15 protein-coding genes, 1 tRNA gene and 2 rRNA genes are annotated in these 18368 nt (G+C 41.3%); 6 read left to right on the top strand and 12 right to left on the bottom strand.

Going from position 1 to position 18368, the window contains the following annotated elements; all coding sequences use genetic code 11:
- Positions 1 to 319: 319 nt before the first annotated feature.
- The 12 genes from rrf to dnaA all read right to left on the bottom strand — a co-directional run bounded on the left by rrf (position 320) and on the right by dnaA (position 13446).
- Positions 320 to 437 (bottom strand): 5S ribosomal RNA (gene rrf / locus NQ502_RS09140).
- 63 nt (positions 438 to 500) lie between these two features.
- Positions 501 to 2034 (bottom strand): 16S ribosomal RNA (locus tag NQ502_RS09135).
- Between the two features lie 250 nt (positions 2035 to 2284).
- Positions 2285 to 2372 (bottom strand) — tRNA-Ser (locus NQ502_RS09130).
- Positions 2373 to 2465: 93 nt separating this feature from the next.
- Positions 2466 to 3176: a lysophospholipid acyltransferase family protein gene (locus tag NQ502_RS09125; RefSeq protein WP_341349399.1), complete on the bottom strand. Its 711-nt coding sequence runs from the start codon at positions 3174 to 3176 to the stop codon at positions 2466 to 2468.
- A gap of 34 nt (positions 3177 to 3210) precedes the next feature.
- Positions 3211 to 3762 carry a Fe-S-containing hydro-lyase gene (locus tag NQ502_RS09120; protein ID WP_028528235.1) on the bottom strand — a complete coding sequence of 184 codons (552 nt, stop codon included), beginning with the start codon at positions 3760 to 3762 and terminating at the stop codon, positions 3211 to 3213.
- 22 nt (positions 3763 to 3784) lie between these two features.
- Complete coding sequence (locus tag NQ502_RS09115; protein WP_028528236.1) at positions 3785 to 4630, bottom strand: fumarate hydratase; 846 nt, start codon at positions 4628 to 4630, stop codon at positions 3785 to 3787.
- Between the two features lie 316 nt (positions 4631 to 4946).
- Positions 4947 to 7394, bottom strand: a complete 2448-nt coding sequence (gene gyrA / locus NQ502_RS09110) for a DNA gyrase subunit A (RefSeq protein WP_028528237.1) — start codon at positions 7392 to 7394, stop codon at positions 4947 to 4949.
- A 49-nt stretch (positions 7395 to 7443) separates the two neighbouring features.
- On the bottom strand, positions 7444 to 9360 hold the full coding sequence (gene gyrB / locus NQ502_RS09105; RefSeq protein ID WP_028528238.1) for a DNA topoisomerase (ATP-hydrolyzing) subunit B: 1917 nt from the start codon (positions 9358 to 9360) through the stop codon (positions 7444 to 7446).
- A gap of 47 nt (positions 9361 to 9407) precedes the next feature.
- Positions 9408 to 10493, bottom strand: a complete 1086-nt coding sequence (gene recF / locus NQ502_RS09100) for a DNA replication/repair protein RecF (protein WP_028528239.1) — start codon at positions 10491 to 10493, stop codon at positions 9408 to 9410.
- Positions 10494 to 10505: 12 nt separating this feature from the next.
- Positions 10506 to 10715, bottom strand: a complete 210-nt coding sequence (locus tag NQ502_RS09095) for an RNA-binding S4 domain-containing protein (protein ID WP_028528240.1) — start codon at positions 10713 to 10715, stop codon at positions 10506 to 10508.
- Between the two features lie 13 nt (positions 10716 to 10728).
- Positions 10729 to 11838, bottom strand: a complete 1110-nt coding sequence (gene dnaN, locus NQ502_RS09090) for a DNA polymerase III subunit beta (protein ID WP_028528241.1) — start codon at positions 11836 to 11838, stop codon at positions 10729 to 10731.
- A gap of 264 nt (positions 11839 to 12102) precedes the next feature.
- Complete coding sequence (dnaA, locus tag NQ502_RS09085; RefSeq protein WP_028528242.1) at positions 12103 to 13446, bottom strand: chromosomal replication initiator protein DnaA; 1344 nt, start codon at positions 13444 to 13446, stop codon at positions 12103 to 12105.
- 540 nt (positions 13447 to 13986) lie between these two features.
- On the opposite strand from dnaA, the gene rpmH reads away from it, so the two are divergent.
- The 6 genes from rpmH (at position 13987) to mnmE (ending at position 18368) form a co-directional block, all read left to right on the top strand.
- Complete coding sequence (gene rpmH, locus NQ502_RS09080) at positions 13987 to 14121, top strand: 50S ribosomal protein L34 (RefSeq protein WP_028528243.1); 135 nt, start codon at positions 13987 to 13989, stop codon at positions 14119 to 14121.
- Positions 14122 to 14183: 62 nt separating this feature from the next.
- Entirely contained in the window at positions 14184 to 14543 is a 360-nt protein-coding gene (gene rnpA / locus NQ502_RS09075) for a ribonuclease P protein component (protein ID WP_028528244.1), read from the top strand.
- On the top strand, positions 14524 to 14733 hold the full coding sequence (yidD, locus tag NQ502_RS09070; RefSeq protein ID WP_083963227.1) for a membrane protein insertion efficiency factor YidD: 210 nt from the start codon (positions 14524 to 14526) through the stop codon (positions 14731 to 14733). The genes rnpA and yidD overlap by 20 nt, the downstream gene beginning before the upstream one ends.
- 21 nt (positions 14734 to 14754) lie before the next feature.
- A complete protein-coding gene (locus NQ502_RS09065) occupies positions 14755 to 16041 on the top strand; it encodes a YidC/Oxa1 family membrane protein insertase (RefSeq protein ID WP_028528245.1) in 1287 nt (428 codons plus the stop codon).
- A gap of 11 nt (positions 16042 to 16052) precedes the next feature.
- Positions 16053 to 16877, top strand: a complete 825-nt coding sequence (gene jag / locus NQ502_RS09060; protein WP_028528246.1) for an RNA-binding cell elongation regulator Jag/EloR — start codon at positions 16053 to 16055, stop codon at positions 16875 to 16877.
- Positions 16878 to 16970: 93 nt separating this feature from the next.
- Positions 16971 to 18368 (top strand): tRNA uridine-5-carboxymethylaminomethyl(34) synthesis GTPase MnmE, encoded by a 1398-nt coding sequence (gene mnmE, locus NQ502_RS09055; RefSeq protein ID WP_028528247.1) that lies wholly within the window; start codon positions 16971 to 16973, stop codon positions 18366 to 18368.

Genomic DNA, 18368 nt, shown 5'->3' with positions numbered 1-18368 from the left:
ATACGCGAAACACTTCCCAGATGGGAGCACAGGAAAGAAGGTTTGTGCGGCCAGGCTCGCCTGTCCGTGCAAAGATTATTTCATGTATTGGCATGTAATGCCGCGGCTGAGGGATCTATGATCCCGATGTCCGCTCACATCGTCCGCCTTCGTCTCGCCGGCTGTTTTATCAGCCATCAGAAACAACAAACTTCTTTGTTCTCTCTGATCACTGGTAAAACCAGTTATGTAGAACAGCACTTCCCTGCTGTTGTAGGTTAGCACACTTATTTGGGTGCCTGTTCTATCTCAAAAAGCGTTTCCCACACTTTTTAAAGGGTTCTGGCAGCCACCTACTCTCCCACACCGTCACCAGTGCAGTACCATCGGCCGCTTAAGTCTTAACCATCGTGTTCGGGATGGGTACGGGTGTTTCCCCTAAGCGCATCGCCACCAGAAGCGTTTGTTATCTCTTCGATAACTCAACAGTAAAACACATCTCCCTACTTCTTCTTCCTTAGAAAGGAGGTGATCCAGCCGCACCTTCCGATACGGCTACCTTGTTACGACTTCACCCCAGTTATCGGCTCCACCTTCGACTGCTCCCTCCTTTCGGTTGGGTCACAGGCTTCGGGCATATCCGACTCCCATGGTGTGACGGGCGGTGTGTACAAGACCCGGGAACGTATTCACCGCGACATTCTGATTCGCGATTACTAGCGATTCCAGCTTCATGTAGTCGAGTTGCAGACTACAATCCGAACTGAGACGTTATTTTTGGGATTTGCTTCACCTCACGGCTTCGCCTCCCTTTGTTTACGCCATTGTAGCACGTGTGTAGCCCAAATCATAAGGGGCATGATGATTTGACGTCATCCCCACCTTCCTCCAGGTTATCCCTGGCAGTCTCCCTAGAGTGCCCAACTTCACTTGCTGGCTACTAAGGATAAGGGTTGCGCTCGTTGCGGGACTTAACCCAACATCTCACGACACGAGCTGACGACAACCATGCACCACCTGTCTCTCCTGCCCCGAAGGGAAGGCCCCGTTACGGACCGGTCAGAAGGATGTCAAGACTTGGTAAGGTTCTTCGCGTTGCTTCGAATTAAACCACATGCTCCACCGCTTGTGCGGGTCCCCGTCAATTCCTTTGAGTTTCATTCTTGCGAACGTACTCCCCAGGTGGTATACTTATTGCGTTTGCTGCGGCACCGAAGGGCTTTGCCCCCCGACACCTAGTATACATCGTTTACGGCGTGGACTACCAGGGTATCTAATCCTGTTTGCTCCCCACGCTTTCGAGCCTCAACGTCAGTGATCGTCCAGTAAGCCGCCTTCGCCACTGGTGTTCCTCCTAATATCTACGCATTTCACCGCTACACTAGGAATTCCACTTACCTCTCCGACACTCCAGCTTAATAGTTTCCAATGCAGTCCAGGGGTTGAGCCCCCGCCTTTCACATCAGACTTACTATGCCGTCTACGCTCCCTTTACACCCAGTAAATCCGGATAACGCTTGCCCCCTACGTATTACCGCGGCTGCTGGCACGTAGTTAGCCGGGGCTTCTTAGTCAGGTACCGTCATTTTCTTCCCTGCTGATAGAGCTTTACATACCGAAATACTTCTTCGCTCACGCGGCGTCGCTGCATCAGGGTTTCCCCCATTGTGCAATATTCCCCACTGCTGCCTCCCGTAGGAGTTTGGGCCGTGTCTCAGTCCCAATGTGGCCGGTCACCCTCTCAGGTCGGCTACTGATCGCGGGCTTGGTGGGCCGTTACCCCGCCAACTACCTAATCAGACGCGGGTCCATCGTATACCACCGGAGTTTTTCACACCGAGTCATGCGACTCTGTGCGCTTATGCGGTATTAGCAGTCATTTCTAACTGTTATCCCCCTGTATACGGCAGGTTACCCACGCGTTACTCACCCGTCCGCCACTCAGTCACCATAGTCTTCCATCCGAAGATTTCTGTCTATGGTGCTTCGTTCGACTTGCATGTGTTAAGCACGCCGCCAGCGTTCATCCTGAGCCAGGATCAAACTCTCAAATTAAGTGTTCGTTCCAGTTCAAGATAACTCTTGGCTATCTTATCCCTTTTACTGTTGGTTTTGACTTTTCGTCAATGAAATGAAAATCTTGTTTAGAATTTTCAAGGATGTGTTTTACTGTTCAGTTATCAAAGTTCATTGTTTGCTGTGCTTGTCTGTATCAGCGACAGCTATAATAGAATATCATATGATTGATTGTCTGTCAATACTTATTTTAAAACTTTTTGTTTTTTATTTCCAGGTCTTAAAAAGACGGAGAAGGAGGGATTTGAACCCTCGCGCCGCGTAAACGGCCTATACCCTTAGCAGGGGCACCTCTTCAGCCACTTGAGTACTTCTCCTCAATCTGAATTATCCTATATAATATGATATTTTATGCGGTCACTCATTTGTGACGCATTGATTATTATACAAAAGTAATAAATGTTTGTCAATCATTTTTTAGCAGATTCTTCAATTTTTTCATTTATTTTTTCCTGTATCATTGTTTTTACCGTTTTTGCGATTTCAACTGACTTTAAATCCTTATAATCTTCATAATATAATGGCTTAAGATAATGAACCTGCACTGTCACCGGCTCGATTGAATTGACATCGAATGGTTTATAGGAATCTATGACCGCAACCGGGACGATCGGGCACTTCGCCTTAATTGCTGCTTTAAAGCTTCCTCCCTTAAAATCCTGAAGATTGTTCCCATTCTTAGAACGTGTCCCTTCTGCAAAGATCACATAGTTAATTCCCCTTCTTACATCTTCGGCCATATCCAGGATCACCTTCATGGCCTGACGAACATCTTCTCTGTCAATTGCCCGTGCGCGCATAACCGAAAATACCTGTTTTAAAAATGGTACATTTTGAACTTCTTTTTTCATTACCACAGTAAAAGGATGACTGCAGCTCTCGACAAAAGCAAGCACGTCAAATAACCCCTGATGGTTTGGATAAAGGATAAATCCATCCTCATCAGGAAGATGATAAAGACCCTCTGCCTGGATCGTAACTCTTCCTCCTCTGTTGGCATGTACTGTTATCTTTTTTAGCAGCGCAAACCGTTCTTCCACGGTATGCCTGTCATTCTTTCTTCCATATAACACAAGTTGCAAAAACCAATATGGTGCAAATAAAATATTGTTCAACACCATTAACATAATTCTCTTCACAATCTTTATTCACTTTCTATTTGGCTTTATAATTTTCTATCGCCGACTCATACAGATTATTTCCCTCTGTATCGATAACAACAATAACAGGAAAATTTTCTATTTTCATCCTTCGAACAGCTTCCGTTCCAAGATCATCATAGGCAATAACCTCAGATTCAACGATACATTTTGAAAGTAATGCACCTGCTCCTCCGACTGCTGCAAAATAAATAGAATCATTTCTGATTACAGCCTGACGCACATCCTCAGTTCTTTTTCCTTTTCCTATCATTCCTCCCAGCCCAAGATCTAATAATCTGGGTGTATATTTGTCCATTCTGCTGGCTGTTGTTGGACCCGCTGACCCGATGACCCTTCCTTCTCTCGCAGGAGATGGTCCCATATAATATATAATATTATCCTTTATATCCATGGGAAGTTCTTCTCCATTTTGAATCGCCTCATACATTCTCTTATGAGCGGCATCACGTGCACTGTAGATCGTTCCGGTCAGGTATACGTAATCACCAGATTTTAAGCTTCTTTTTTCTTCTTTTGTCATAGGAACTGTGATATGTCTGTCCATTTATGTATCCTCCTCTACTTAATTAAACGATTCTCACCACATGCCTGTTAACATGACAGCATATATTAATTGCAACCGGCAGACCTGCGATGTGGGTGGGATACGTATTGATATTGACAGCCAGTGCTGTCACTCTTCCGCCCAGACCGCCGGGCCCAATTCCAAGAGCGTTAATTTTCTGAAGCAGTTCCTTTTCCAGTTCTTTTATATAAGGTACAGAGGAATGTTCATTGACATTTCGTGTCAATGCCTGTTTTGCCATAACTGCACATTTTTCAAATGTTCCTCCTATGCCTACACCCACCACCATTGGAGGACAGGCATTTGGTCCGGCATCTCTTACAGCTGTAAGTACAGCTTCTTTTACGCCATCAATCCCGTCTGCAGGCTTCAACATAAAGACACGGCTCATGTTTTCACTTCCAAATCCCTTTGGGGCAACAGTTATTTTAACCTTATCACCAGGTACAATCGCATAATGAATAATTGCCGGCGTATTATCTTTTGTATTTTCCCTGATCAGCGGATCATTCACCACTGATTTTCTTAAAAAACCCTCCACGTAACCCTTTCTGACACCCTCATTTACAGCAGCTTCCACCTCACCCCCAATGAAATGTACATCCTGTCCAACTTCAAGAAAAATCACGGCCATTCCGGTATCCTGACAAATAGGAATCATATCTTCTTCCGCTATTTTCAAGTTATCCTGAAGCTGATTCAGAATCTGTCTGCCCAGTTCAGACTCTTCCATATCAACTGCTTCCCTCATCCGGCAATCCATATCTTCAGAAAGTATATGGTTAGCCTGTATACACATATCTTTGATATTTTCTGTTAATTTATTTACATTTATCTCACGGATCATGTTTTTTCTCTCCTTTTTTGTCAGATGTTGGGTCAAAAAATCATCCAAATGCATGCCGGCATGCATTGTATGACATTTTGACCCTGGCATCTTTATTATCATCTATTAAAATAAAAATTGCAACTGTAAATTAGTCAAGATAAGATGTCTTCCTGCACAAATACTTCCCGTAAATATAATTTTATCCACATTTATATGATGTTTATTATAAAATTCTGTGCATCTTCCGGGCAGCAATCTGGCTCATAATTATATTAAAAAAACAGTACCGGCTGTTGCCGGTACTGTTTTATTCTTTAACATTCTTTAACATAAGTTATTCTATCTTCTCTCTGACTTTTGCGATACTCGCAACAGCTATCTTTTCATCAACATCCATCAGTTTGACTCCTGAGGTAATTCTGCCGAGGATTGAGATGTCTGCACAGGCAATCCTGATAATAATACCCTCTGTTGTTATCAGCATAATTTCATTATCCTCATTGACCGCTTTTACCCCGACGACGTTACCTGTCTTTTCAGTAATCTTATAACATTTAACACCTTTGCCTCCGCGGTTCTGAGGCGTAAATTCTCCGACTGACGTTCTCTTTCCAAGTCCATGCTCTGAGACAATCAGCAGATAATCCCCCTGGGTATTCAACTGCATGCCGATGACTTCATCCTGATCACTCAGGTTCATTCCGCGCACTCCCATGGAAACCCTGCCCGTACTGCGGACATCCGTCTCATGGAATCGGATACACTGCCCAAATTTTGTGATCAGTATAATATCCTTTTTGTTATTCGTAGCCTTGACTTCTATCAGTTCATCCTCATCTCTCAGAGAAATCGCAGCGAGTCCGGTCTTTCTCACATTAGCATAATCCTGGATTGGTGTCTTTTTAACCAGACCCTTTTTTGTCGCCATAAAGAGGTAGTTGCCTTCTTTATATTCCCGAATCGGTATTACTGCTGTTATTTTCTCTCCCGGAGCCAGCTGAAGCAGATTAATGATTGCAACTCCTCTGGCTGTTCTTCCTGACTCAGGAATTTCATATGCCTTAAGACGGTAAACTTTCCCCGTATTTGTAAAGAACATCAGATAATGATGTGTTGTCGTCATCAGAAGATCTTCGATATAATCGTCTTCAATGGTCTGCATTCCCTTGATTCCCTTTCCGCCGCGATTCTGGCTGCGGAAATTATCTACAGATATTCTCTTGATATAACCAAGCTTCGTCATCGTGATAACTGTATTTTCTTTTGGAATCAGATCTTCCATGGAAATATCATACTCATCAAATCCAATACTTGTTCGTCTGTCATCGCCATATTTTTCGGAAATCATCAGAATCTCCTGACGAATAACGCGAAGCAGAAGTTTTCTGTCTGAAAGTATTGCCTTCAACTCACGGATCTTGTCCATCAATTCCGCATATTCTGCTTCCAGCTTTTCTCTTTCCAGACCCGTCAGCGCACGCAGACGCATATCAACGATCGCCTGGGCCTGCACATCACTCAGTTCAAACTCCTCGATCAGGGATTCTTTTGCTATCTGCACATTTTTAGAACCTCTGATGATCTGGATCACGCGGTCTATATTATCCAGGGCTTTTAATAATCCCTCTAAGATATGTGCCCTTTCCTCCGCCTTATTCAGATCATATTTCGTTCTTCTGGTGACAACATCCTCCTGATGCATCAGATAATACTTAAGTATCTCCAGAAGATTCATGACCTTAGGCTGGTTATTCTGGAGTGCCAGCATAATAATACCGAAAGTATCCTGCATCTGGGTATGCTTATATAGCTGATTTAAGATGACATTAGCATTGGCATCACGTCGCAGTTCAATACAGATTCTCATACCTTCTCTGTTGGAATGGTCATTGAGATCTGTAATACCGTCAATCTTTTTATCCCTGACAAGCTCGGCAATCTTTTCAATCAGCCTTGCTTTATTCACCATATACGGAAGTTCAGTCACGATAATCTGACTCTTTCCATTCGGCAGCGTCTCGATATCAGTTACCGCACGTACTCTTACTTTTCCTCTGCCTGTCCTGTATGCCTCCTCAAAGCCGCGTGCTCCCAGAATCGTAGCTCCTGTCGGAAAATCAGGACCCTTGATGATTCCCAATATTTCCTCAATCTCTGTCTCTCTGTCTTCTTCTATCACGTTGTCGATAATTTGTACGACAGCACTGACAACCTCACGCAGATTGTGAGGCGGTATATTCGTAGCCATTCCGACTGCGATTCCGGAAGTACCGTTCACAAGCAGATTGGGATATCTGGCCGGAAGCACAACCGGCTCTTTTTCAGTCTCATCAAAGTTTGGCGCAAAATCAACGGTATTCTTGTTAATGTCCGCCAGCATTTCCATTGATATCTTACTTAAGCGGGCTTCTGTATATCTCATCGCGGCAGCACCGTCACCATCGACAGAACCAAAGTTTCCATGACCGTCAACAAGCGGATATCTCGTTGACCACTCCTGTGCCATGTTTACCAGAGCTCCGTAAATAGAGCTGTCACCATGCGGATGATATTTACCCATCGTATCACCGACAATACGCGCACATTTTCTATGCGGTTTGTCAGGACCGTTATTGAGTTCTATCATAGAATAGAGAACTCTTCTTTGTACCGGTTTCAGACCATCTCTTACATCCGGAAGTGCACGTGCAGCAATAACACTCATGGCATAATCGATATAAGAATTCTCCATTGTTTTTTTCAGATCGACATCATGAATTTTATCGAAAATATTTTCTTCCATTTTCCCTCCAGTACCGCTCTTTTATGCGGCTTAGCTAAGTTGATTTCGGTCAGATATCCAGATTCTTGACATATTTCGCATTAGCCTCAATGAATTCCCGGCGCGGTTCCACTTTGTCGCCCATCAATGTTGTAAAGGTAAGATCAACTTCCGATGAAGATTCTTCATCCATCGTGACACGAAGCAAAATTCTTTTTTCCGGATCCATCGTAGTTTCCCAGAGCTGATCCGCATCCATCTCACCGAGTCCCTTATATCTCTGAATCTTATTATTTCCGTCCCTTCCGATCTCGACCAGGATATTGTTGAGCTCCTCATCAGAGTAGGCATACCATGCTTTCTTATTCTTCTCAATCTTATAAAGAGGAGGCTGTGCCAGATAGACATATCCCTGTTTGATAAGCTCCGGCATAAATCTGTACAGAAAAGTCAGGAGCAGCGTTGCAATATGGGCACCGTCGACATCAGCATCCGTCATGATAATAATCTTGTGGTATCGCAGTTTCGTGATATCGAAATCATCATGGATACCCGTTCCAAATGCTGTGATCATTGCCTTGATCTCGGCGTTGGCATATATTTTGTCCAGGCGCGCTTTCTCAACATTCAGAATCTTTCCGCGGAGCGGAAGTATCGCCTGCGTGGCACGGCTTCTCGCCGTTTTAGCAGAACCGCCCGCAGAATCACCTTCGACAATATAAATTTCACAGTTTGACGGATCTTTGTCAGAACAATCCGCCAGTTTTCCCGGTAAGGACATACTTTCGAGGGCAGATTTTCTTCTCGTCAGATCTCTCGCTTTTCTGGCTGCATCTCTGGCTCTCTGCGCCATCAGAGATTTTTCTACCGTCTGTTTTGCAACGGAAGGATTCTGCTCCAGAAATAACGTCAGCTGATTGCTCACGATATTGTCTACAGCACCTCTTGCCTCGCTGTTACCAAGTTTTTGTTTCGTCTGTCCTTCAAACTGAGGGTCTTCAATCTTGACACTGATGATTGCTGTCAATCCCTCCCGAATATCCTCGCCGCTCAAATTTGATTCATTGTCTTTGAGCAGTTTATTTTTTCTCGCATAATCATTAAATGTCTTCGTCAATGCATTTCTGAACCCAACAATATGCGTTCCGCCCTCCGGCGTCGTAATATTGTTGACAAATCCATACGTATTTTCTGTATAGGAATCATTATGCTGCATGGCAACTTCCACAAGAACTCCGTCTCTTTCACCCTCGCAGTAAATGATGTCCTGATAAAGAGCCGTTTTACTGCGGTTCAGATACGTGACAAACTCCTTAATACCACCCTCATAATGGAATTCTTTTTCGATAAGTTCTTCTTCTCTCTCGTCTCTGATCTTGATAAAAAGACCTCTCGTCAAAAATGCCATCTCACGGAATCTCTGTTTTAAAATGTCAAAATCAAAGACCGTCTCCTCGAAAATTTCCTTGTCAGGAAGGAAAGTGACCATCGTACCGGTCTTATCCGGCTCACATTCTCCGATAACTTTCAGTTTATATATCACATGCCCTCTCTCATAGCGCTGCCTGTATATTTTTCCCTCGTTATAAATCGTTACTTCGAGCCATTCAGAAAGCGCGTTTACGACAGACGCACCTACTCCGTGCAGACCTCCCGATACCTTATATCCCCCGCCTCCGAACTTTCCGCCGGCATGAAGAATCGTAAATACAACCTCTACTGCCGGGATTCCAGCCTTATGATTGATTCCCACAGGGATACCACGTCCGTCATCGACTACAGTAATTGAATTATCTTTATGAATTGTAACTTCGATTCTGTCACAAAATCCTGCCAGGGCTTCATCAACGGCATTATCCACGATCTCGTAGACCAGATGATGCAGACCTCTGCTCGAGGTACTCCCGATATACATACCAGGCCTTTTTCTGACTGCTTCCAAACCTTCCAGAATTTGAATTTGATCTGCTCCGTATTCTGTGCCCATATAATTCCTCCTACTTTTTATATCTTCGGGTTGACACCCGGTGAATATCAATTATTTTTAAATACATTACCGTCTATCACTTTAAAAACTTTATTTATTTTAAACTGGTTGCTGACAAACTCATCTAATCCAGTACACGTAATTAATGTTTGAATATTATGAATATTCTTTAATAAATAGTTTTGCCTGCTGCTGTCCAGTTCAGACAAGACATCGTCCAATAATAAAATGGGTGTATCTCTGATTATTTTTTTAACAAGATATATTTCAGACAATTTTAATGACAAAGCCGCGGTCCTCTGCTGCCCCTGGGAACCGTATCTGCGAATATCAATGTCATTTATTTTTACGCCGAGATCATCCCTGTGGGGACCGACCGACGTCTGGCGAAATTTTAAATCCTTTTCTCTGCTTTTTTTCAATTCATCAGAAAAAATATCCGTCTCCGTATTCGGCTCATAGATCAGATTCAGTACTTCTTTTTCCCCTGTCAGATTCTTATGTATGTCAATAATAATGTCATTTAATTCCTCAATAAATTTTCTGCGGGATGTTATAATTCTCAGTCCGTATTCTATCAGCTGTTCATCCCAGACATCCATCGTATCAGCCAGGTCCGGGCAGAAAGAAATGTCTTTGAGCAGTTTATTTCTCTGATTTAATACTCTGTTATAATTCATCAAATCTGTTAAATAAAGTTTATCCAGTTGACATAATTCTGAATCAACGAATCTTCTTCTTTCTGAAGGCCCGTTTTTTATGATATTCAGATCTTCCGGAGAAAAGAAAACAATGTTTATAATACCAAAAAGCTCTGACGCTTTCTTTATTGGAATACCATTGATCGCGATTCCCTTGGATTTATTCTTTTTAAGATGCATGTCAATTCGATAGGACATGTCATGTTTTCTGACTTGCATCCGTATATGAGACTCATCCCTGTCAAAATGTATGATTTCCCTGTCTTTACTTCCTCTGTGAGATTTTGTCGTTGCACACAGGTAGATTGATTCCAGTATGTTTGTCTTCCCCTGCGCATTGTCCCCATAGAGAATATTCGTGCCCGGGTCCAGATCCATATGAAGGGAATCGTAATTTCTGAAGTTACTCAATTCCAGTGTTTCTATCTGCATCGTCCATCACAACTACTTAACAATTTTAATGTCAGTCCCTTCAAATGTGACAATATCACCCTCATAGAGCTTACGCCCTCTTCTTATGTCAACCTCACCGTTTACCTTAACGAGACCATCCTGGATGGCATACTTTGCCTCAACACCGTCTTCGACCAGATTGGCCGCCTTGATAGCCTGACCGAGTTTTATAAATTCACTTTTTAACTTAATGGTTTCCATTTCTCACCTTTTCCTATCTTGCCGCGTTAAAATTAACAGGCAGAATGAGATAAATATAATTTTCCATATCATCCTTGATAAAACACGGCGCTTTCGCATTTACCAGATAGATCGATATCGTTTCGTCATCGATCACCTTCAGGGCATCCATCAGGAATTTGGGATTAAATCCAATGAGGATGTCTTTTCCCTCTTTTTCGATATCAATGTCCTCATCCATGGATCCGATCTGAGAATTAATTTTCAGCTGCATATTGCCATCCTGAATATCTATGATGATCGGTTTCTTATCACCTTCTTTTACAAGAAGTGTCGCCCTGTCGATACAATTTAAAAATTCTTTTTTATTAATCATAACTTTTGTTTCATAATCGCTGGAAAGCATTTGATCAATTTTGAAATATTCTCCCTCGATCAGCCTTGATACAACGACCGTATCATCGAATTCAAAGACAATGTGATTCTCCGTAAAGAAAATCTGAACCATATCTTCCATCTCACCCGATAAAATCTTACTGATCTCATTCAGTGTTTTACCTGGTACTACCACTTTTTTATCAGAATAACTTTCTCTCAACTCAATTTTTCTTATTGCAATTCGATGTCCGTCGAGGGAAATAATCTTCATGATATTATTTTTTATCTCAAACAGCTCACCAGTCATAAGTTTATTATTTTCATTAGCAGCGATCGAAAAAATTGTCTGACGTATCGTTTCTTTTAATGTGAACTGAGAGATTTCCACACAGTCATTTTTTTCAATAATAGGGAGATAGGCAAAATCTTCTCCGTCTTTTCCCGGAATTGTAAATTTTGCTTTTTCACAGGAAATGGTCGTATTTAATTTATCGTCTGTTTTAATGATAACATCGCTGTCCGGGAGCTTTCTGACAATCTCAGAAAATATACGGGCATCCAGGGCTACGATGCCTTTTTCTTCAATCGTTCCATTGACTTTCGTTTCGATACCAAGTTCCATATCATTTGCTGTGAATTTAATTTCATTTGTGGAAGCATCGATGAGGATACATTCCAGGATAGGCATGGTTGTTTTGGATGGAACTGCTTTGAGTGTGATGTTAACACTTTTAAGCAATTCAGATTTAGAGCAGATTAACTTCATAATGTGTATAACTCCCTTCCTGTCAAAAGTGACTTTAAGAAAAATAAATTAATAACAAATCCGTAGTCTTAGCCGTAAGGGCTGTGGATTTGTGAAAATGTCGGTTAAAGCGCTGAAATACAAGCAAAATACCCGTGGATAAATATGTTAAAGTAATGAAGTTAAAGTGTGTACACATTGTTGATAAAAAAAACAGAAAAATTATCCACAAATTATCAACATACAATAAACACATTATCCACAAATTAATGTGTATAACTTTTTTTAAGAAGGAGGATTAATCTTCTTCTTCAGTACGGAAATGGTAGTTTCAAGATCAGAAGAGTTTTCCATTTCCTTTTCTATTTTTTTTATAGCATTGATCACTGTCGTATGATCGCTTTTTCCAAGGGCCTTTGCAACGCCGGCAAGAGTAAGACCCGTCATTTCACGGCATAAATACATAACGATCTGTCGTGGAAAAGTAACTTTCTGACTCCTCTTACTTCCTTTTATATCGTCGGCAGTGACATCAAAGTGTTCAGCGACAGTTGTGATGATTAACTCGGGTGTGATTACTTTTTTCGCATCCGGGGAAATAATATCTTTCAGTACCTGTTCAGCCAGTTCCAGGGTGACTTCCCGTTTTTCCAGGTTAGCGTAAGCCATAATTTTATTAAGAGAGCCTTCCAGTTCACGGATATTTGACTTTATGTTTGTTGCGATGTATTCAATAACAGAATCATCGACGTTATATCCATCCAGTTCTTCTTTTTTCCGAAGAATTGCCATTCGAGTCTCATAATCAGGAGATGAAATATCGGCGATCAATCCCCATTCAAATCGGGAACGAATTCTGTCTTCCAGTATTTCCATATCTTTCGGCGGCTTATCGGATGATATGATGATCTGTTTTCTGGCGCTGTGAAGCGCATTAAAGGTGTGGAAAAATTCTTCCTGGGTAGATTCCTTACCAATAATGAACTGTACGTCATCCACCAGTAAAACATCAATGTTTCTGTATTTTTCACGAAATTTTGACATAGCCGTGTTATTGCCATTACGGATGGATTCAATAACTTCGTTTGTAAAATCCTCACTCGTTACATAGAGAACCCTTTTCGAGGGGTCTGTCTGAAGAATAAAATGTGCGATCGAGTGCATAAGATGAGTTTTACCCAGTCCCACTCCTCCATATAAAAACAGAGGATTATAAATGTCGCCGGGGGACTCCGCTACTGCGAGAGAGGCTGCGTGAGCAAATTTATTATTGCTTCCTACGACAAATGTATCAAAAGTGTATTTCTCATTCAGGTTGGCATTGATCAGATTTTCATTGATGGCCTGCGGCTGTGTTTCTATTACTTTCGGGATATCTTCCGGTATAATGAATTTTATTTCACAGCTAATTCCAGTAACTTCCGTGATTGCGACTTTAATAGGAAGTGTGTACTTCTTACTGATATAATTAATAAATTCCGTAGAAGGCACAAGAATGGTAACAACGTCATTATCTACGCTATGTACCGTCAAAGGTTTTAACCATGTTGTAAATGATACGTCTGAGAGTTCATGCTCTTTTTTTACCATATCCAGAATATCATTCCACTTTTTTATAATAATGTTCATTTTAATAGTCCCCGTTTCCTATAAGTATAAACACAGCTTTGAACCACAAATTATGTGATATTATATCGTATCGCCCTAAGGGTCCTGCAGAACAGGACCCTGGCAACGACTTATCAATCAATCCATTTTATATAATATCTCTACCTTATATTATAATAAAACGGGATTTTACGCAATGATTAATTCTGGAAGCTGGACAATAATCAGTTACCATAAAATGTAGTTATTGTTCGAAATGTGTATAAAGGTTTTTATTATTCACATTGACGAAACAGTGTATTTCAAACAAAAATTAAGGATGGTGCTCATATAACCACATAAAAATCGCATTTTATCCACAAGTTATCCACAAAATGTGGATAGTATTACGTAAACTATGTGATATTTAAGAAAATACGGCGTAAATCAAAAAAAACCTGAATTTTACTTGACTTAGGAGAGTAATATGAATATAATTGAAATGATGTTTTCGTGCATACATGAAGATTATAAATTACCATATATGATAGATATTTGGTTTTTAAAGGAGGTGCCAGAATTATGAAAATGACATTTCAGCCGAAAAAGAGATCCAGAGCTAAAGTTCACGGATTCAGAGCGAGAATGGCCACAAAAGGCGGAAGAAAAGTTTTAGCTGCAAGAAGATTAAAAGGAAGAAAAAGTTTATCAGCATAAGACCGCAGTTATGTGGTCTTTTCTTCTCTTATATTTTTGCCGTTAATTAAGGGAATCATTCTATGAAAAATTCGGAGAGTTTAAAGAAAAACAGAGATTTTCAGTTGGTTTACAAAAACGGAACGTCGCTTGCAAATAAATATCTGGTAATGTATGTATATAGGAACCAATTGGAAAAAAATCGTCTGGGTATATCTGTCAGTAAGAAGGTTGGAAACAGTATCGTACGTCATAGATTGACCAGACTGATCAGAGAGAGTTATCGGTTAAATGAAGAATTATTCCAAAACGGAATGGATATTGTAGTCATTGCAAGAGTAAATGCAAAAGACAGAGATTACGCGCATATAGAAAGTGCATTGATGCATCTCGGGAAGATGCATCATATTCTAAAAAGTAAAAATGAAAATAATATTGATTAGAATGATTAAGTTTTATCAAAAATATTTATCACCTTTAAAGAGAACATGCTGTCCGTATACACCAACCTGTTCAAATTACGGATTAGAAGCAATTCAAAAATATGGGGCTTTCAAAGGAAGTATATTAGCAATATGGAGAATATTACGATGTAATCCCTTCTCGAAAGGCGGCTATGATCCGGTTCCATAAAGTACAAGGAGGAAAATTGGTTTGGATATCTTTTTGACAAAATCAACAATGCCGATTATCGGATGGATAGCTGATATTCTTGGATATGTTATCAGTGGGATATATTGGTGCCTGGAACAGATAGGGATTCCCAATATTGGTATCGCAATCATCTTATTTACATTTGTAATGTATCTTCTGATGACGCCGCTGCAGATAAAACAACAGAAATTCTCGAAACTCAACAGCATTATGATGCCTGAGATTCAGAAAGTGCAGCAGAAATATAAAGGCAAAAAAGATCAGAAATCCATGGAAAAAATGCAGGAAGAGACACAGGCAATTTATCAGAAATACGGTGTTTCTCCGACTGGAAGCTGTGGTCAGATGCTGATCACACTGCCCGTTATGTTTGCATTGTACCAGGTTATTTATCATATACCGGGATATATTTCCAGCGTAAGGGAAGTATTTACAGGTCTTGTAACAAAAATAACGTCGATACCTAATTTTACTGAGATTCTTCAGACTTTTATTGATGAAAATAAAATAACCACAACAAAGCTGGCTGTGGAAAATGGTGTCGCAAGTACGAATTCTATCATTGATATGCTGTACAATCTGACGACCAATCAATGGGAAGCGATTGCGCATGTAGGTGACTTCAGCGGTTTTACCAATATTATCAATACGACAAAAGAAAGTATCACGAATGTGAATATGTTTCTGGGATTAAATATTTCAGATACACCCTTTATTCTGATCAAAGACGGTTTTTCTTCCGGTCAGTGGCTTCTCGTAATCGGAGCAATATTGATTCCGGTACTTGCATGGCTGACACAGTGGCTCAACTATAAGCTAATGCCGCAGCCGGCGACAGCTGCAAATGGAGATGCACCCAGTGCGATGGATGCATCAATGAAGAGTATGAATACGGTTATGCCGATTATGTCCGCATTTTTCTGTGTTACATTTCCGGTAGGTATCGGTATCTACTGGATTGCGGGTGCAGTATTCAGAAGTATTCAGCAGCTGATCATCAACAGGCATATGACGAAGATCGATATGGATGACCTGATTAAGAAAAACCAGGAGAAGGCGCAGAAGAAACGCGAGAAGAAGGGACTTCCTCCGCAAAAGATTACACAGCAGGCAACACAGAACGTACGCAGGATCAATGAGCCGGTGAACGCTGCTTCTGCAGAAGAGAGAGAAGAAGCAGTCAGAAAGGCTACTGAATATTACAACAGTGGAAATGTGAAACCAAACAGTATTGCTTCAAAGGCAAATATGGTTAAACAGTTTGATGAAAAGAACAGGAAGAAATAGGGGGATTGGTTATGGAGTTTATTGAAATTTCCGCAAAAACCGTTGACGATGCAATTACCAAAGCATGTCTTACTTTGGAAACCTCCAGTGATAATCTTGAAATACAGGTTGTGCGGGAAGGAAGTTCCGGATTTTTAGGATTTGGAAGCAAACCGGCGATTATTAAAGCGCGGAGAAAAGAGATTGTCGAGCCTGTTGAAGAAATAAAACCTGTAAAGCCTGAAGTTAAGAAAGAGCCTAAAAAAGAGTTTAAAAAGGAAAAGAAACAGGAGAAAAAACAGGAAAAGCCTAAACCATCCGAAAAACCGCCGATGACAGAAAAAGTACCGGCTCCTGAGAAAAAAGAATATGTGGTAGTTGAGAGAACGCCGGAAGAAATTAAGGGAATTGAAGACGCGGCACGTGAATTTTTGGACAGTGTATTTAAAGCAATGGAAGTTCCAGTTGAGATTACTATTGTATATCAGAAAAATACGGGAAATCTGGATATCGATTTTTCCGGCGCTGATATGGGAATGCTGATCGGAAAAAGAGGACAGACGCTTGATTCCCTTCAGTATCTGACAAGCCTTGTTGTAAATAAGGGACAGGAACACTATATTCGTGTAAAACTCGATACGGAGAATTACAGAAGCCGCAGAAAAGATACATTGGAAAATCTGGCGAAGAATATTGCTTATAAAGTGAGAAAGACCAGAAAACCGGTTGCACTGGAACCCATGAATCCTTATGAGAGAAGGATCATTCATTCTGTGCTTCAGGGAAACAAATATGTAGAGACGTACAGTGAAGGCAGTGAGCCTTACCGTCATGTTGTTGTAACATTAAAAAAATAGGAGGCCATGAGCCTTTCATAGTACCTCACCTAAATTTTTTGAATTTAAGTGAGGTATTTATGTTTTGAAAGAGCTTTTTGCCTGAAGGGAGTAATGAAGATGACAGTTCCGTCTAACGATACGATAGCCGCTGTCGCAACCGCCATGAGTCCGTCGGGAATCGGAATAGTCCGTATGAGCGGTGAGGATTCCATCGAGGTGATCAGCAGGATTTTCCGCCCTAAAAAAGAGGACAAGGATATCAGCAAGGTTGATACTCATACCATTCATTATGGTCATATCTGTGATAAAGATGAAATGGTGGATGAGGTTCTGGTCATGATCATGAAGGGACCCCACAGTTATACAGGGGAAGATACGGTTGAAATTGACTGTCATGGGGGCGTACTGGCTGTAAAAAAGGTCTTGGAGACTGCAGTCAGATATGGGGCGCGACCTGCACAGCCGGGCGAATTTACCAGGCGTGCTTTTTTGAACGGAAGAATTGACCTGTCAAAGGCAGAAGCGGTAATTGACGTGATTAATGCGAAGAGTGAATATGCGCTGAAGAGTTCACTGAGCCAGCTGAAAGGGTCACTGGAACAGAAAATAAGGGAAATACGTCAGAGTATAATATACCAGATAGCCTTTATAGAATCGGCTCTGGATGATCCGGAACATATCAGCATTGACGGCTATGGGGAAAAATTAAAGCTTATCCTGGCAAACGAAAAAAATAAGGTCCAGGCACTGTTGGATTCGGCGGATGAAGGCAGAATGATTCAGGAAGGAATAAAAACAGTCATTGTCGGCAAGCCAAACGCGGGAAAGTCTTCACTTTTGAATCTTCTCGTGGGTGAGGAAAAAGCGATTGTCACGGATATCGCAGGCACGACAAGAGACGTTCTGGAAGAGACGATTACTCTTCAGGGAATTTCACTGCGTGTTATTGATACGGCGGGGATACGCAGTACCGATGATGTCGTGGAAAAGATAGGTGTAGGCCGCGCGAGGGAACGAGCTAAGGATGCGGATCTGATACTTTATGTGGTTGATTCATCGGTACCGCTGGATGAAAATGATGAGGATATCATAGAGATGATCCGGTCGGAAGAGAAAAAGGCGATCGTACTGCTGAATAAATCGGATCTCAACATTAAGGTGACGGCAGATGATATAAATCAGTATCTACCTGTACCTGTGATATCCATATCAGCGAAGGAGGAGACGGGACTCAAAGAGCTGGAAGATTGTATGAAAGATATGTTTTTTATGGGAGAGTTATGCTTCAATGATGAAATTTATATCACGAATCTCAGGCATAAGACGGCGCTTGACGAGACAAAAAGGAGCCTTGAACTGGTTGAATGCAGTATCGAAGATGGTATGCCGGAGGATTTTTTCTCCATTGATCTTATGAACGCGTATGAGTCTCTTGGGAGTATCACAGGGGAATCGGTAGGGGAAGATCTGGTAAATGAAATTTTCGGAAAGTTTTGTACAGGCAAATAG

It is taken from the genome of Ruminococcus gauvreauii (assembly GCF_025151995.1).
In the GTDB taxonomy this organism is placed as follows: domain Bacteria; phylum Bacillota; class Clostridia; order Lachnospirales; family Lachnospiraceae; genus Ruminococcus_G; species Ruminococcus_G gauvreauii.
Note: the sequence above shows the minus strand (reverse complement) of the source record. Positions and strands in the feature narration are given on the sequence as shown.

Bases quoted from the DNA above. Each gene is read 5' to 3' on its own strand.
- NQ502_RS09125 (WP_341349399.1), bottom strand. From the start codon at position 3,176: ATGGTGTTGAACAATATTTTATTTGCACCATATTGGTTTTTGCAACTT.
- NQ502_RS09120 (WP_028528235.1), bottom strand. From the start codon at position 3,762: ATGGACAGACATATCACAGTTCCTATGACAAAAGAAGAAAAAAGAAGC.
- NQ502_RS09115 (WP_028528236.1), bottom strand. From the start codon at position 4,630: ATGATCCGTGAGATAAATGTAAATAAATTAACAGAAAATATCAAAGAT.
- gyrA (WP_028528237.1), bottom strand. From the start codon at position 7,394: ATGGAAGAAAATATTTTCGATAAAATTCATGATGTCGATCTGAAAAAA.
- gyrB (WP_028528238.1), bottom strand. From the start codon at position 9,360: ATGGGCACAGAATACGGAGCAGATCAAATTCAAATTCTGGAAGGTTTG.
- recF (WP_028528239.1), bottom strand. From the start codon at position 10,493: ATGCAGATAGAAACACTGGAATTGAGTAACTTCAGAAATTACGATTCC.
- NQ502_RS09095 (WP_028528240.1), bottom strand. From the start codon at position 10,715: ATGGAAACCATTAAGTTAAAAAGTGAATTTATAAAACTCGGTCAGGCT.
- dnaN (WP_028528241.1), bottom strand. From the start codon at position 11,838: ATGAAGTTAATCTGCTCTAAATCTGAATTGCTTAAAAGTGTTAACATC.
- dnaA (WP_028528242.1), bottom strand. From the start codon at position 13,446: ATGAACATTATTATAAAAAAGTGGAATGATATTCTGGATATGGTAAAA.
- rpmH (WP_028528243.1), top strand. From the start codon at position 13,987: ATGAAAATGACATTTCAGCCGAAAAAGAGATCCAGAGCTAAAGTTCAC.
- rnpA (WP_028528244.1), top strand. From the start codon at position 14,184: ATGAAAAATTCGGAGAGTTTAAAGAAAAACAGAGATTTTCAGTTGGTT.
- yidD (WP_083963227.1), top strand. From the start codon at position 14,524: ATGAAAATAATATTGATTAGAATGATTAAGTTTTATCAAAAATATTTA.
- jag (WP_028528246.1), top strand. From the start codon at position 16,053: ATGGAGTTTATTGAAATTTCCGCAAAAACCGTTGACGATGCAATTACC.
- mnmE (WP_028528247.1), top strand. From the start codon at position 16,971: ATGAAGATGACAGTTCCGTCTAACGATACGATAGCCGCTGTCGCAACC.